Raw genomic sequence first — 15107 nt, 5'->3', positions numbered from 1 at the left:
CGTTCTCCGTTCGGTTCCATGTTGAATTGCGCATCATGTTCGCGTTGCGGCGCCCGTGTAACCCCCCATATTTATCCCGCTACATTGCGGAACGGATCCAGCCCGAGATCGATGAGGCGCCGCTCGCGCACGACGATCTCAGCGGTCGCCGTCATGCCGTAACGCAGCGGATACTTCGTGTCCGCGATCTGATAGGAATCGCGATCGAGCGTCACGCGTCCTTCGTAGACGGGTTGCTTGCTCGTCGGGCTCGGCTTGGTCGCGGGCGAAATGAACGCGAGCGTGCCCTCGATCACGCCATAGCGCTGATAAGGAAACGCATTGAACTTGAGCTTCACCCGCTGCCCTTCGCGCAGAAACGCGCGGTCGTGCTCGGCGATCTCGATCTTGAGCACCGGCTTCGCATTGGCCGGCGCGATGCCGCCGAGCGGCGTGTTCGCCTGTATCTTGTCGCCGGGCTGCGTCGATGTCACGTCCGTCACCACGCCGGACACCGGCGCGAGAATCAACAGGAAATTGTCCTTGTCGATGTTCTCGAACTTGATGCGCGCGGCCGCATCCGCGACGAGGCGCGCGGTCTGTAGTTGCAAACGCAACTTGTCTTCGGTGCTCGCGACTTCGCGCATCGCGGCTTCGTATTGCAGACGCAGGCTCGTCGCTTCCTGACCGCTCGTTTCCAGTTGACGCTTGGCCTGCGTGAAATCGTGACTCAGACGGAAGTCGAGTTCCGCGAGCCGCGATTGCTCGACGCGATACGCGCCGTCCGCTTCGAGATAGGCATTGCGTTTCTGATCGACCTGCGCTTCCGCAATGCCGCCGCCGCCCGGCAACGCGAGCAGACGCTGAAAGCGGTCGAGTTCGACCTTCGCGGCATCGCGGGCGCGGCGCGCGTTTTCGAGCGTGCTGCGCGCTTCCTGCAACTGCGCCTTCTGACCTTCCGCGAGCTTGCTCGTGCCTTCGGCCACGCGCTGCTGATGTTGATGCTCTTCCACATCCATCTGATCCTTGAGCGCGGCGATCTTGCGCTCCATCAGCAGCTTCTTTTCGGGGAACTGCTTCCATTCGCGCTCGGCATCGTCGAGCTTGAGCTGCGCTTCGAGCGCATTGGTCGCCGCTTCGATCGCACCGCGCGCATTCAGGCGCGCGACGACATCGTCCTTGCGCACGGGCTGCCCTTCGGCGATATAGAGATCGGCGAGCTCGCCGTCGATCGGCGCATAGAAACGCCGCACTTCCGATTCCGGCGCGAGCGTGCCTTGCGCCGTCACCATCACGTCCGCATGGCCGACGAACGACCACACGAGCGCCGACGCGACGAGCGCCACCATCGCGAAGACAAGGCCCTGCGTGAGCCGCGCGGGCTCCGCCGTGAGAATCGCGATGCCTTCGGCGCCGTGTTCGCCTAGCGCCTCCGACAGCGGCTTAAGGTGTGCGTCTCTCTTCACTGCTCGTGCCTCCGCCGATCAGACTCAGCTTGGTATTGAGAAGCCCCGGTTCGAGCACCATCCGCAGATCCTGCAGCGAACGCCGTTGCAGATCCGCTTCGGTGCTGATCTCATTGGCGAGCGCGGTCCACTTCGCCGTCGCGCTGTCCGCCTTAACCTGCCGGAAAATACGCATGCCGCGCGTGGCCGCGTCTTCCGCGTCGGACAGCAGCCGTGCCTGCGTCCGGAACACATCCGAGACGCCCGATTCGAGCCGCTGCGATCCGCCGATGCCGCCGTTCGTCCGATACTGCTGCCACGACGTTTGCGCCTGCGTCATCAACGCTTGCGCGCGGGCCGTCGCCCTGTCCTTCAACGCGGTGAATTCAGGCGCGACAGCTTTCGCGTAGAACGCGTCGCTCTCGAGATCGAGCGTCTCGTAGAACGACAGCAGCGCGTCTTCGTAGCCCTTCGAGCCGCGCGCCTTTTGCAGCTCGGCGAACTGCGCGGCCACGGCTTTCTTGTGCGCGAGTTCCTTCTGCACGGTCTGCGTCCACGAGCCTTGAGGCAGCTTTTGCAGCGCGTCGATCGCCTGCGCGCTCTGTCCGCGATTCCATGCATCCGCGACGCTCGTGTATTGCGCGAGCACGTCGGGCGGCGGCAACTGGCTCGCGGTCATCTGCCGAAATTTTTCCTGGAACGGCGGCGTCGAGAAATGGGCCTTGCTGACCGAACCCGCGAGCGGCGCGAGGCTCGCACCGTTGATGCTGCGTCGCAAGCCCGCGTAGGCATCGAGATCGGCGCGCACGCGATCGAGACCCGCGAGCCGCGGATACTTGTCCGCATATTCCTTCAACGCCGCGCCGATCGCATCGGGATCGTCCTGGCCGAGATTCTTCGCGATGCTGGCATCGAGCCTCTCGATGGCCGCGAGATACACCGAATCGTCGCTTTGCAGCTTGCGCAGATGACTCAGCGCGAGCGCATACGGATCGCGGAACTCGGGCACATAGCCCGCGATGCGGTCCAGATCGCGCTGATGTCCCGCCGCGTCCGCTTCCCAATGCTTCAGGATTGCGCCGATGCGCGGCTCGTCGCCGTACATGCGGATCGGCGCTTCGGCGCCGCCACGGCTCATCACAAAGCTTTCCAGCTTGCCGATCCATTCGAGTTCGTCGATAAGCGAATGCACGTCTGCGTTGTGCTCGCTGAGCGAACGCATCTGCGCGATGATCGCGTCTGCGTTCGCGAAATCGCCCTTTTTCAGTGCAGCAAGCCAGCGCGGCACGTTCGACTTGAGCACGGCCTCGGTGTTCATCGACGTGAACGGCGCGTCCTTCGGATGCGTCTTCAGATAATCGTTCGTGACGGCCGCGGCCTCGGCGTACTCGCCGTGCTCCATCAGCGATTTGGCCTCACGCTCGTTCGAACCGCTATAGAAAAGCGCGGCGCCGACTGCAACGAGCGCCGTCAGCACGCACGCCACGATGATGCGCGTGCGGCGCGCGGCGCGCGCATCGTCGTTCGCGAGCACACGGCGCAACTCCGACACGAAGAGCCCGAACTTGCTGCGCTTCGCGGCGCGCGCGTCCGGGCGCTTTTCCTCGGCGGGTGTCGGCTGCGCCTCTTCGTTGACTTCATCCTCGCGCGCCGCGGCCTGATCGACGCAGAAGATGTCGAGAAACGAATGCGCCGAGCCGACGAAGGTCGTCTTGTCGCTGTCGGATTCGTCGTCGTGCGATGGCGCGGCGACCTGCGCGACAATTTCCGTGAGCGTCGATTCGCTTTCGTCGCCGTGCAGATGCACCACGTACGCGAAGTGCGTTCCGCCGAACGCGACGGTATCGCCGTTCTTCAGTTCGACCGCCGACGCGCCGAGCCGCTCGCCGTTCACGAACGTGCCATTGGTGCTGCCGAGGTCCTCGACGAACGGCGCGCCGCCCTTGATGAACACATGCGCGTGGCGCCGTGACACGTAATTGACCTGATGCGGATACTCATCGCGATAACGCGAAAACGTGTCGTCGGTCTTGCTGACGAGAAACGGAAACTGCGCGAGTTCGATCGGCTGAAGACCGAGATCGTCGCGCTGCGGCGTGAGCGTGAGGCCGATTGGTTTCGGCGCATTCAGACGCCGCGCGCGCGGCGCGAACTGCACGCGATACGACAGCTTGCTGCCGAACGAAATGACATCGCCGCTTCGCACGCGCGCGGGCGTCTCGCGCACGGGCGTGCCATTTACGGCCGTGCCGTTCTTGCTGGCGAGATCGGCGATATAGACGAACCCGTGCTCGATGAAGATGCGCGCATGACGGCGCGAGAGCTGCGCCACGGCTTCGGGCGGACTCGTATCGAACGGCGCTTCGGCGCGGCCGATAGCGAAGAGATTTTCGTCGATACGGATCTCCGTGAGTCTCTCCGCCAGCTCGCGCGCAAGCTCGCCATGCGGCGCGGGCTTCAGGACGACGTCGAACGCCTCGCCCACGCTCGGCTGCGGATCCGCCACGGAAAAGCCTTGAGCCATGTCCATGTCACGAGGTACGTCCAGCCGCTGCCGCCGACGCGCCAGAGGATTGCCCGGCAACGTCGGGCGCATGGACAAGTTGGACCGCGCCGTAATCGAAGTCATTTGCAGCCGGCGGCTGTTGAGAGTTTAAGTCACGCATCGTCGTAGTCAATCGTGCTGCACCGCTGCATCACGCCATCCATGAGCGATCCGGCACGATCGTTAGCAATTCATATTATTAATTTGGTGCACATTATTCATGGAGTGCTTCACTTCAATCCGTCCTTGCTTGCGCTTTGCACATCGACGGTCGGCCAGCCGCCGCCGAGCGCCTTATAAAGCGTCACCGTGTCCGACAGAATTTGCTGATGGTTCGCGAGCAGCGCGAGTTGCGCCGCGAGCAGCGTGCGCTCCGTCTCGAACACCTGAAGCTGCGAGATCACGCCCTCTTTCAGTTGCGCGTCGATCTGCGCGGCGACGATCGTCAACTGATCCACTTCCTGTTGCAGCTCGACGCGCTGCTTCGTATGCGAATCGAGATTGACCAGCGCGTTCTCCACTTCTTCGAACGCGTTCATCACCGTGCTGCGATATTGCTGTTCGGCCACCGTCGTCTGCGCCTCGGTCGTCTTGACGTGAGCGCGCACGGACGGATCGAGAATCGGGATATTGATGCTCGGCACGAAACTCAGCGTGAAGATCTTCAGGAGATCGGTCAGTTGAAAGCTTGCAGTGCCCGCGCGTCCGGTCAGGTTGATGGTCGGCAGTTGCGCGAGCTTCGCCTGGCCGACGAGGTCATACGCTTCGAGCACGCGATATTCGGCCGCGATCAGATCGGGGCGACGCGCGAGCAACTGCGATGGCAATCCCTCCGGCACCGGCGGAATCTGCACGCGCTTTTGCAGCTTGCCGTCGGGCATCCGGAACTCGCCTGCCGGCACGCCCATCAGCGTCGAGAGCGCGTTGTTCGCGAGATCGCGCGAGCGGCGCAACTCCAGCAACTCGCGCGTCAGCCGGTTGAGTTCGGCGCGCTGCGTGAGCACCTGCGTCTTCGGCACGAGGCCGTTCTTCTGCATGCCTTCGAAGATCGTCAGGATCTGCTGGTTGGTCGCGATGGTCTGCTTCTGCTGATCGATCTGATCGTCGAACTGGAGAATCTGGAAGTACGTCGTCGAGACGAGTGCGACGAGTTCGAGATAACCGGCGCGCCAGTCGGCCTCGGTCGCGCGGAATTCGGCTTTCTGCGCCTGCACGCCCTTCTCCACCGAGCCCCAGATATCGATGTCCCAGCTCACCTGCGTCGCCAGGTTGTACTGCTTCGAGAACTGCTGGCCGGTCGTCTTCTCGAAGCTCGCGCCCGCGCCGAGATCCATCGACGGCAACGCGCCCGCGCGCGCCTCGCCGATCTGCGCGCCCGCCACCTGGATGCGCGCGGCCAGCACCTTGATGTCGAAGTTGCCGCTGATGGCCTTTTCAACCAGCGAGTCGAGATACGGGTCGTTGAACTGCTTCCACCAGTCGGGCCGGATCGTGTCGGATGCGGCGACCTTCGCTGCGTCGGTCTTCGTGAAGGCGGTTTTCTCGGGCGTGTCGGGCCGCTGATACGTCGGCGGCGTCACGTCGATGCAGCCCGAAAGCAGCGCGGCTGCAACCAGCCCTAACGATGGCAACAAGGCTCGCACGATCTCGCTCCCGGTGAACGCGCACCGACGGTCAGTTTCATGGGTGAGAAGCACGGCGCCGGCCGTCCGGTCATTCAAGTAAATCACACGGCGCGCCGCGACTCCATACGGGTTAAGTCACGTTGCGCGCGCGTGCTCTTGAGGCACGTCGCGCGTCGTCGTGACGCGGTCCGGCGACGGATGCGACCCGCGCGCGAACCACTACGCCCGATGCTGAGGGCGGTGTTACGGCGAAGCTCCCCGCGCCCCGCCTTTGCTGCGACTACCTCGATGCTTACCGCACCGATATGCGGTTCATTCCTCGCGACGTTTCGCTTATGCGAGATCGCCCGCGATGCCGAAGTTCACGTTGGCGATGTTCTTCGCGCTCTGCGTCGGCGTGACTGTCGACTGCGACTTCAGCGCTTCGGCGAAGGCGATGTTGCTGCCGTTCTGATTGAACGTCGTCTGCGTCTGATTGATGATCTGCTGCGGATTGAACGGCATCGAGAGCGTCGTGCCGTTCATCGAGATGAAGCCGGGAAACAGGACCGCGGAGCCGCCGCGCACCGCCGACATTGCACGCGTGTCGAGATCTTCGGTGACGGGAAGGTCCTTGATGGTCAGCGTCTTCATTTCCGCTCTCCTTGGGTGCGCGTCGCGCATTCGGTGGTGGCTCGGAGCAACTTGTCTGCTCGCCGCCATTCAATGCACAGGCTGTGCCAATCGCGTCATGCGTCATGCGTTTTTCTCTGCGCGCCGCGCTGCATATGGGCTGCGCCGATTTACGCTGCATCTGTCCTTCTAAGCCGATGATGCTGCCCGCCCGACACTTCCGATCTTCACTGTCTGTTGCCCGGCAACACCCGTGCGATTTGCAGGGGACGAACGATCCCCTCCGCGATACGCACGCGGATACGAGTTGGATGAAAGCAATCGGGAAAGGCGCCGCTCGATGCATCACGCGGCGCCCGGACTTACTTGACGTAGATCGTGATCTTTCGGGAATAGACGGGCGGGTTATGCGGTATGTGCTTGTCATCGCCCATCAAAAGCTGAAGCGTGTGCTTGCCCGGCGGCAGTTCGATCATCGTTTCGGTCTCGCCGGCGCCGTAGTGCAGATGATTGCGATCCGATGGAATCTCCTGATCCATCGGCGGCAGGTCCACATCGATCAGCAAATGATGATGCCCCGTGTTCGGAAACTTCACGCCGCGCGGCGCGACGCCCATGAAACGCAGCCCGAACCAGACGCGGAACGGCTTGCCCGCGGGCACGGTCTGGCCATCGTTCGGAAAGCCGATGTACGCATACGCGTTGGCCGGCGCGGGCGTCGTCCCGGCGAGTGCATGAGGCGCGGCGAACGCCGTCGCGAGCGTGGCGGCGACGAGGAGCGAACGCGGCAGCGCGAGCGCATCAGCGGATCGTTTGTTCATGTCATGTGCCCTCGGCAAGTGCACAGCTCATTTCACGATGATCGTGATCTTCTTCGAATACACCGGCGGGTCGTGCGGAACGTGGTTGTAGTCGCCCATCAGCAACTGCAAGGTGTGCTTGCCCGGCGGCAATTCGAGGCGAGCATCGGTTTCGCCCGCGCCGTAATGCAGGTGATTGCGATCGGACGGGATCTCCTGATCGAGCGGCGGCAGATCGGTATCGACGAGCAGATGGTGATGCCCCACGTTCGGCAGATCGACGCCCTTCGGACATACGCCCATGTTGCGCAAGCCCATGCGCACCCATAGCTTGCCGCCCGTGATCACGGCCCCGTCCGGCGGCCAGATGATGTACGCCTCGGCGTTCGGCGGCGCGGGCGTGCGGGCACGCGCGGCGGAAAACGACGAATCGGCGGCCAATGCGGCCAGGGAAGCCAGCGCGCCAAGCACGGTTCTTCTCAGCATGTTATGCACGCCTCTCTCGTTGAAAGGCCTCGCGGATGGGCCAGGGAAATCGCTCCGGGCACGGACGAACGCTCGTGCTCGAGCGCGATGCGGATTACCTGATGCTGCGTCGCTGGTTTTTAGATTAGGACGTAACGTTTAAAAAAGATACGGTCACGCGGGGGGCCTGATTAACCTCATGACGGATACCTCCTTTCAGGGGATTAAGCGGCGTCTGAGCGCGTGCTATCGTTGTTGATGCCGTACCCGAAGCGTTGGCATCGCACGCGAATGCAGTGCGATGCCCTCCACTCAAAGCCGGACGGACAGGGTGTGAACATGTGGCGAACTCTTCTTATCGCGAGCGTTGTCCTGACGATCGGCCAGACGCTCGTATCAGCGAACGCGGCATCGGTCACAGCGCCGCCCTCTTCCCCGATCTCGACGATCGCACACGCGCCCCGTCATCTCGCGCTCGTGATCGGCAATGCCGACTATCTCGATCAGCCGCTCGCGAGCGCATCGCGCGATGCCGACGACATGAGCATCGCGCTGAGCGCGCTCGGTTTCGACGTCACGCGCCGCACGAATCTCGACGAAGCCGCGATGCGCCAGGCACTCGATGCGTTCGCCGCGCGCCTCGGCCCCGACGATACGGCGCTCGTCTATTTCGCCGGCCACGGATTGCAGGCGGGCGGCGATGCGTTGCTCGTGCCGCTCGACGCGCGCGAGCAACGCCCCGCGACGCTCGTGCGCGATGCGATTTCCGCGCGGGACATCGTCGAGCGCATCACGCGGGCGCGGCCGGACGCGGCGAACATCGTCGTGCTCGACATGTGTCTCACCGATCCCTTCGAGACAACGCGCGCGCGGACGTGGACGCTGCCGCCGCGCACGCTCGTCGCGTATGCGGCTGCGACGGGCGATGCCGCATCCGAAGACGCGCGCAACGGGCGCTATACCGCGGCGTTGCTGCACGCGTTGGGCGCGCGGTCATCGGTGACGCCGGCGGCGTTCGCTGCGGCGGCATCGGATGTCGCGCGGGCATCGCATGGCGCGCAGCGGCCGTGGATCGCGTCCACGCTCGATGACGGCTTCGCCATCGCCGATACGACGTCGAACATGCGTATAGCGGACGCGACCGCCATCGTGCCTGCCGAATCCGCCAGCATCGTCCGCACGCGCGGCATTCTGCCGAAAGACAGCAACGAGCAGTACGAACTGACGTTCTGGGATTCGATCAAGGACAGCACCTATCCGAGCGATTACGAAGCCTATTTGAAGGCTTATCCGAACGGCCGATTCGCGGCGCTCGCGAAGGCGCGCATCGAGCGTTTGCGCGCAGCCGGAAATGCAAAGCCCGCCGCTTCCGCGCCACCTGCCGCGACCGCCGCACCGGCCGCACCCGCACCCGCGCCGAAGCCGACGCCCGCGCCGTCCGCGCCGGCTACCGCTGCCGCGCCTGAAAAACCGCGCCCGAGCACGGCGGCAGCGCCTGCCGCGCCGCCCGCCGCCGTGACCACCAAACCGGCCGCCAAGACGGCGAGCGGCGGCGAGATCAAGGATTGCCCGGCGTGCCCTGTGCTGATCCCGATCGCCGCGGGCAGCTTCACGATGGGCAGCAACAACGACGATCCCGCCGAGAAGCCGCCGCATCGCGTGTCGGTCGGGCGTGCGTTCGCCATCGGCAAATACGAAGTCACCGTCGAGCAATGGAACGCCTGCGCCGATGCGGGCGCATGCACGCGCGTCGCGCCCGAAGGCGAATCGACGCCGCCCGGCAACGCGCCGATGCGCAACGTGAGCTGGGACGACGCGCAGGTCTACGTCAAATGGCTGAGCAAGGTGGGCGGCAAGCCGTATCGCTTGCCGACGGAAGCGGAATGGGAATACGCCGCGCGCGGCGGCACGCAATCGACGTACTGGTGGGGCGATCAGATGAAAAAAGGCACCGCCGACTGCAAGGATTGCGGCGATCCGTACAAGCCCGAAGCGCCGACGCCGGTCGGATCGTTCGCCGCGAACCCGTACGGCCTCTACGACATGAACGGCAGCGTCTGGGAATGGGTCGCCGACTGCTGGCACAGTTCCTACAAGAACGCGCCCGCCGATGGCCGCGCCTGGGACGATCCGTCGTGCAGCGTGCGCGTGATTCGCGGCGGCTCGTGGCGCGAAGGCGCGGCCTACATGCAGTCGGCGACGCGCTTCAAGTACAGCTCGAGCGTGCGGCAATCGCAGAACGGCTTTCGCGTCGCGCGGGACATGGAGTGAGGTTCATCCGCCCAGCGCTTTCAGGATGATCTGCGCCTGCGTGTCCCGCTCGATTTTCTTGAGCAGCGGCAGCGCCGCCCGAAAATCGTCGGGCGTGCAGACTTGCCTGCCGAAGCGGGCGTCGAGCGTGCGCGATATCTGGATCACGTTGGTCGACGGATCGAACACATAGCGCGCGCGATAACGAAAAACATCGCTTGTCAGATCGAGATCGTCGGGCACTTCGGCGACGTGCGTCGTCTTCGGCAGCGTGATCTGCGCGGTTTCGTCGAACGTGCCGCCGATGCACAGATACGGCTGCGTGCGCGTGCGCTCGGCGAGCCAGTTGCGCACCGCCGTCGCGATGCCGCCCGACAGGCTCGACAGCGCGGGCAATGCCGTCGTGCCCGTCGGCCAGACGATGTCGTCGAGCGTGCCGCGCAGCGTCGTCGCGAACGGGCCGCCGGTTGCATCGACGTCGCTCGTCGTCAACGCCCCCGCGCCGCGCAGATTCGTGTAACGGAGCCGGTCCGCCGCGATCTGGTCGCGCCGTTGCGCATTCGCGAGACGCAGGTTGATCCGCTCGATTTCCGCGCTCCATCCCGCGTCCTCGACCCAGTAGGCGAAATTCGCCTCGCCCTTGTCCGCGACCTCGATCTGCAGCCGTGCCGTGCGCGCGAGCGGCTGCGTCGCGGGCGTGCGGGCCAGCGCGCCGGTATTCACGAGCAGCGCGGGCCGGTCCATGTCGGCGAGCGGCAGAAAGCCGAATTCGACGCTCGCCGCCGTGCTGTCCGCGAACACGTTCAGATCCGGCAGCCAGGTGACGATGTGGTTGATCGCGCCCGATCCGTAACCGGGCACCGACGGCAGCGTATAGACCGAACCGAGCCCGATGAGCGCGGGCTCGTTGCGAATGCCGACGGCATCGAGCAGCGCGCCGTAGAGCGCGACGTGATCCTTGCAATCGCCGTAGCGATTCGCGAGCACGTCCGTCACGCGATGCGGCACGGCCGGACTCTGCCCGATGAACATCGCGACGTAGCGGATATGGTGACGCACCCAGTCGTAGAGCGTTTTGGCTTTGGCGCGGTCGTCGGCGGCGTTTTGCGTGAGCGATTGCGCGAGCGCGCGGATTGCGGGATCGGTCGCGCCCGGATCGGCGGCGGCGTCGCGGTAGGCCTTCGCGAAGCTCGCGTAATCGGGAAAGGTCGTGACCATCAGCCGATCGCCGTATTGCGCATAGCCCACGGAGCCGCTTTCGATGCGCGCGAAACGATCGTGCCGGTACGTGAACGCGTAACGCGTGCGCCCGTTCGCCGTGACGGGCGGCTCGGCGACATAGCCGCGCGCATCGGCATAAAGCGGCTTGTCGGCGGGCAGATCGAAGACGAGCGTCTGCTGCACGACGGGCCGCTGCCCCGGATCGACGTAATAGTTGAATTGCCCGGGAATGACCGCCGCCGCCTGGCTCTTGCGAAAACGCAGATGCACGGTCGAGCGGATGCCCATCGCCGGAAAGATCACCGCGCGCAGTTTCGCGTCCTGAAACGTCGGCGCGCCCGCCGAGCGCGGCTCCTGAACGTCGCGGATCTGATCCGGCGAGACGTCGTGGCGCGCGCCGCTCGCATCGATCGAATAGGCCTCGACGATCTCCACCTTCGACACGCTCTTGTCATACCAGACGTAGCGCTGCGCGATTTCGTCGACGCCCGCCGACGTGTTCGCGCGCAGCACGGTGATGTCGTCTTCGGTGAGCGAGCCGTCGCTCGCGACGACGAACTCATGAACGTCGCTGACGATCGTCGACGGGTCTTCGTCCGCCGCGACCGCCGCGCACGGCCACGCGCACGCGAACGCGATGTAGCACGCCATCCGGGAAATGTTGCGACGTGCCATGTCGAAGTGTCCGCGCCGCGCAAGGGAAAACTCATCGTACAGGAGGACATGGCGGCCGCGCACGCCCGTTCAACCGGATCAAAAGTGCGACGAATCCTGGGACGAATCGAAGCGCGCGACATTTTGTATCATATTGCGATACAATTTTACGATTGTCGCACGCTTGCTTTTCGCGCCCTCGATCCGGCCAGCCAGTGTGACCTTCCACTGACTCTTCCCGGAACGCTGAAAAGTGACGCGTATCGCATTGCTTCGCTGGCTCCAAGGCTTTCTTCCCGCTCCGGTCACGCTGCGCTGGACCGAGCGATTGCGCGCGGGGCTCGGCGCGCTGATCGGCATTGCGCTGACGGGCGGGCTGGCGCATCTGCTGATCGGCGATGCATCCGCGATTCCGTATCTCATCGCGCCGATGGGCGCGTCCGCCGTGCTGCTCTTCGCCGTGCCCGCGAGTCCGCTCGCGCAGCCGTGGTCGATCATCGGCGGGAACATCGTGTCGGCGACGGTCGGCGTCAGCTGCGCGATGTTCGTTCACGATCCCGTCGACGCTGCCGCGCTCGCCATCTGTCTCGCGATCTGCGCGATGTTCGCGCTGCGCTGCGTGCATCCGCCTTCGGGCGCGGTCGCGCTGACCGCCGTGCTCGGCGGGCCGTCGATTCACGCGCTCGGCTATGGCTTCGTGTTCGCGCCGGTGGCGATCCAGTCGGCGGCGCTGCTCGTGTCGGCGATCGCATTTCACGCGCTCACCGGGCATCGCTATCCGCACGGCCACGCCGCGCCGAAACCCGCGGTCGCGCCGCCCGGCGCCGACTCGTTCACGCGCGCCGACCTGCAGGCCGTGCTGTCGCGCCGCAGCGAATTGCTCGACGTCGATCCGGACGATCTCGAAGCGCTGCTTCGCGAAGCGCAGTTGCAGGCCTACGCGCGCCGGTTCACGGAGTTCACGTGCGCCGACATCATGTCGCGCGCGATCGTCTCCGTGACGCCCGAGACGAGCGCGCAGGCGGCGCTCGCGCTCATCGACAGGCATCAGGTGAAGGCGCTGCCGGTAATCGACGCGACGCGCCGCGTGTGCGGCATCGTCACGCGCGCGGACCTGGCGCCGGTGCGCCGCGACGGCATCGGGCAACGCGCGCAGCAGGCGATCGAGCGGCTGATGCGCGGCCCGTCGACGACGCCGCCGCTCGTCGCCTCGCTGATGACAACCGACGTCTGCACCGTGAAGACGAGCACCGCCATCGCCGATCTGGTGCCGATGTTCGCGCACTTGGGGCATCACCACATTCCGGTGGTCGGCGCGCACGATCAGCTCGCGGGCATGATCACCGAAGCCGATCTGATCTCCGGCCTCTATCGACAATCGTTCGCGGGCGAGCGCAAGACCGCCTGAGCGCGTCCACTGAAATCCGATGAACACTCCGCGCAAACTCGACAAGCCGGACTTCGAGCAACTGTCCGAATTCCGCTATCAGATGCGGCGCTTCGAGCGCTTCTCCGAGCAGGCCGCGCAGAACGAAGGCATCACGCCGCTGCAATATCTGCTGCTCCTGCACATCAAGGGCTATCCGGGGCGCGAATGGGCAACGGTCGGCGAACTCGCGGAGCGGCTGCAATCGCATCATCACGGCGTGGTGGCGCTCGTCACGCGCTGCGAGGCGGCCGGGCTCGTGCGACGCGCGCAGAGCGAAGAGGATCGCCGTCAGGTGCGGGTGCATCTCGAAGCGCGCGGCGAAGAAGTGCTCACGCGCCTCGCCGCGCTGCATCGCGCGGAGATCAAGTCTCTCGATGGCGCGTTCCGCGTGCCGCAGATCGATTTCTGAATTCCTGGAGCGCCTTCATGGACCATCACAAACGTGACTTTTCGGTCAACGACCGGCTGCTGAAGATATGCGGACTCGCCGCCGTCATCGGCGGCATCGCCACGCTCGCGGCCGTCGTACTCCTTGCGCTCATCCATCTGTTCACGAACCTGTTTTTCTTCGGCGCGCTTTCGCTCGAGGACAACTCGCCCGCGCTCAATACGCTCGGGCCGTGGGTGATCGGCATTCCGGTGATCGGCGGACTGATCGTCGGCATGATGGCGCGCTTCGGCTCGGACAAGATTCGCGGACACGGCATTCCGGAGGCGATCGAGGCGATCCTGTTCGGCAAGAGCCGCATGTCGCCGAAGGTGGCGATCCTGAAGCCGCTGTCGTCGGGGATCGTGATCGGCAGCGGCGGGCCGTTCGGCGCGGAAGGCCCGATCATCATGACGGGCGGCGCGCTCGGCTCGCTGATCGCGCAATGCATCGACGTGACCGCCGCGGAGCGCAAGACGCTCCTGGTCGCGGGCGCGGCGGCGGGCATGACGGCCGTGTTCGGCACGCCGGTCGCGGCGGTGCTGCTCGCGGTCGAACTGCTGCTGTTCGAATGGCGGCCGCGCAGCTTTCTGCCGGTCGCGCTCGCTTGCGCGGTCGCGGGCTTCGCGCGCGCGGCGGTGTTCGGTACGGGCGCGCTCTTTCCGCTCCAAACGCCGCCGCCGCACATGATTTCGCTGCTTTCGTGCCTCGTGGCCGGGCTGTTGTCGGGCGCGCTGGCGTCGGGGCTGTCGGCTGCGCTCTACAAGCTCGAAGACCTGTTCCACAAGCTGCCGATTCACTGGATGTGGTGGCCGGCGCTCGGCGCGGTGATCGTCGGTATCGGCGGATATCTCGAGCCGCGCGCGCTCGGCGTGGGCTACGACGTGATCGGCGATCTGCTGCATCAGCACATCGCGATTCAGGTGGCGCTGTCGATTCTCGCCGTGAAGGCGATCATCTGGGTCGTCGCGCTGGCTTCGGGCACCTCGGGCGGCGTGCTCGCGCCGCTATTGATGCTCGGCGCGGGCCTCGGCACCGCGCTCGGCGCGATCCTGCCCGGCCACGACACCGCGCTCTGGCCGCTCGTGTGCATGGCCGCGACGCTCGGCGCGACGCTGGGCGCGCCGCTCACCGCGATCGTCTTCGCCTTCGGCCTCACGCACGATGCGAACGCGCTCCTGCCGCTGCTCGCCGCGACGCTCGTCGCGCACGGCTTCGCGACCGTCGTCATGAAGCGCTCGATCATGACCGAGAAGATCGCGCGGCGCGGTTATCACATCTATCGCGAATACGGCGTGGATCCGCTGGAGCGCCATCACGTCGATGAAGTCATGACGCGCGACGTGCTGACGATCGACGCCGCCACGCCGCTTTCCGACGTGCTCGCGAAGCATTTCGGGCCGCAACAGGTGCATCGGGCGTATCCGGTGGTGCGCGAAGGCGTGCTCGTCGGCATGCTGGACCGGGCGTCGCTCGGGACGTTGATCGGGGCGTCGCCGGTGGCGCAGTCGGGCGTCAGCATCGGCGATGCCTTGCAGCGCATGGAGCACGGCGCGCCGGCGTTCGCGCTGCCGGGCGAGCCGTGCCGCCTTGCCGCGACGCGTCTCGCCGTGCATGAACTGGAGCGCCTGCCGGTGGTCGCGGACGAGGCGTCG

The 15107-nt window shown here is 65.3% G+C and carries 11 protein-coding genes; 4 read left to right on the top strand and 7 right to left on the bottom strand.

Annotated elements, in window-relative coordinates; all coding sequences use genetic code 11:
- Positions 1 to 71 precede the first annotated feature (71 nt).
- The 6 genes from BG60_RS11980 to BG60_RS11955 all read right to left on the bottom strand — a co-directional run bounded on the left by BG60_RS11980 (position 72) and on the right by BG60_RS11955 (position 7492).
- Positions 72 to 1445: a beta-barrel domain-containing protein gene (locus tag BG60_RS11980; protein WP_008353252.1), complete on the bottom strand. Its 1374-nt coding sequence runs from the start codon at positions 1443 to 1445 to the stop codon at positions 72 to 74.
- Complete coding sequence (locus BG60_RS11975) at positions 1423 to 3948, bottom strand: FHA domain-containing protein (RefSeq protein ID WP_033537065.1); 2526 nt, start codon at positions 3946 to 3948, stop codon at positions 1423 to 1425. The genes BG60_RS11980 and BG60_RS11975 overlap by 23 nt, the downstream gene beginning before the upstream one ends.
- 251 nt (positions 3949 to 4199) lie before the next feature.
- Positions 4200 to 5612, bottom strand: a complete 1413-nt coding sequence (locus BG60_RS11970; RefSeq protein ID WP_239294402.1) for an efflux transporter outer membrane subunit — start codon at positions 5610 to 5612, stop codon at positions 4200 to 4202.
- Between the two features lie 315 nt (positions 5613 to 5927).
- Positions 5928 to 6227, bottom strand: a complete 300-nt coding sequence (locus BG60_RS11965; protein WP_008353246.1) for a hypothetical protein — start codon at positions 6225 to 6227, stop codon at positions 5928 to 5930.
- A gap of 341 nt (positions 6228 to 6568) precedes the next feature.
- Positions 6569 to 7027 (bottom strand): DUF4399 domain-containing protein, encoded by a 459-nt coding sequence (locus tag BG60_RS11960; RefSeq protein ID WP_008353243.1) that lies wholly within the window; start codon positions 7025 to 7027, stop codon positions 6569 to 6571.
- Positions 7028 to 7054: 27 nt separating this feature from the next.
- A complete protein-coding gene (locus BG60_RS11955; protein WP_033537047.1) occupies positions 7055 to 7492 on the bottom strand; it encodes a DUF4399 domain-containing protein in 438 nt (145 codons plus the stop codon).
- A gap of 318 nt (positions 7493 to 7810) precedes the next feature.
- Here BG60_RS11955 and BG60_RS11950 point away from each other — a divergent pair, with 318 nt between their 5' ends.
- A complete protein-coding gene (locus BG60_RS11950) occupies positions 7811 to 9742 on the top strand; it encodes an SUMF1/EgtB/PvdO family nonheme iron enzyme (RefSeq protein WP_008353241.1) in 1932 nt (643 codons plus the stop codon).
- 3 nt (positions 9743 to 9745) lie between these two features.
- Here the strand turns inward: BG60_RS11950 and BG60_RS11945 are convergent, their stop codons facing one another.
- Complete coding sequence (locus tag BG60_RS11945) at positions 9746 to 11593, bottom strand: DUF3857 domain-containing transglutaminase family protein (RefSeq protein ID WP_008353240.1); 1848 nt, start codon at positions 11591 to 11593, stop codon at positions 9746 to 9748.
- 256 nt (positions 11594 to 11849) lie between these two features.
- Here BG60_RS11945 and BG60_RS11940 point away from each other — a divergent pair, with 256 nt between their 5' ends.
- The 3 genes from BG60_RS11940 to BG60_RS11930 form a co-directional block, all read left to right on the top strand.
- Positions 11850 to 13004: an HPP family protein gene (locus tag BG60_RS11940; RefSeq protein ID WP_008353239.1), complete on the top strand. Its 1155-nt coding sequence runs from the start codon at positions 11850 to 11852 to the stop codon at positions 13002 to 13004.
- Positions 13005 to 13023: 19 nt separating this feature from the next.
- Positions 13024 to 13434 carry a MarR family winged helix-turn-helix transcriptional regulator gene (locus BG60_RS11935; RefSeq protein WP_008353238.1) on the top strand — a complete coding sequence of 137 codons (411 nt, stop codon included), beginning with the start codon at positions 13024 to 13026 and terminating at the stop codon, positions 13432 to 13434.
- Positions 13435 to 13451: 17 nt separating this feature from the next.
- The coding region (locus BG60_RS11930; protein WP_034471752.1) for a chloride channel protein at positions 13452 to 15107 on the top strand (1656 nt) is incomplete at its 3' end.

This window comes from Caballeronia zhejiangensis (assembly GCF_000698575.1).
In the GTDB taxonomy this organism is placed as follows: Bacteria; Pseudomonadota; Gammaproteobacteria; order Burkholderiales; family Burkholderiaceae; genus Caballeronia; species Caballeronia zhejiangensis.
The sequence above is the reverse complement of the archived record's forward strand: the minus strand, read 5'-3'. Positions and strand labels throughout refer to the sequence as shown.

What these genes read in the sequence shown, in the direction of transcription:
- BG60_RS11975 (WP_033537065.1), bottom strand. Translation starts at nt 3,948, where the DNA reads ATGGCTCAAGGCTTTTCCGTGGCGGATCCGCAGCCGAGCGTGGGCGAG.
- BG60_RS11965 (WP_008353246.1), bottom strand. Translation starts at nt 6,227, where the DNA reads ATGAAGACGCTGACCATCAAGGACCTTCCCGTCACCGAAGATCTCGAC.
- BG60_RS11960 (WP_008353243.1), bottom strand. Translation starts at nt 7,027, where the DNA reads ATGAACAAACGATCCGCTGATGCGCTCGCGCTGCCGCGTTCGCTCCTC.
- BG60_RS11955 (WP_033537047.1), bottom strand. Translation starts at nt 7,492, where the DNA reads ATGCTGAGAAGAACCGTGCTTGGCGCGCTGGCTTCCCTGGCCGCATTG.
- BG60_RS11950 (WP_008353241.1), top strand. Translation starts at nt 7,811, where the DNA reads ATGTGGCGAACTCTTCTTATCGCGAGCGTTGTCCTGACGATCGGCCAG.
- BG60_RS11945 (WP_008353240.1), bottom strand. Translation starts at nt 11,593, where the DNA reads ATGGCGTGCTACATCGCGTTCGCGTGCGCGTGGCCGTGCGCGGCGGTC.
- BG60_RS11935 (WP_008353238.1), top strand. Translation starts at nt 13,024, where the DNA reads ATGAACACTCCGCGCAAACTCGACAAGCCGGACTTCGAGCAACTGTCC.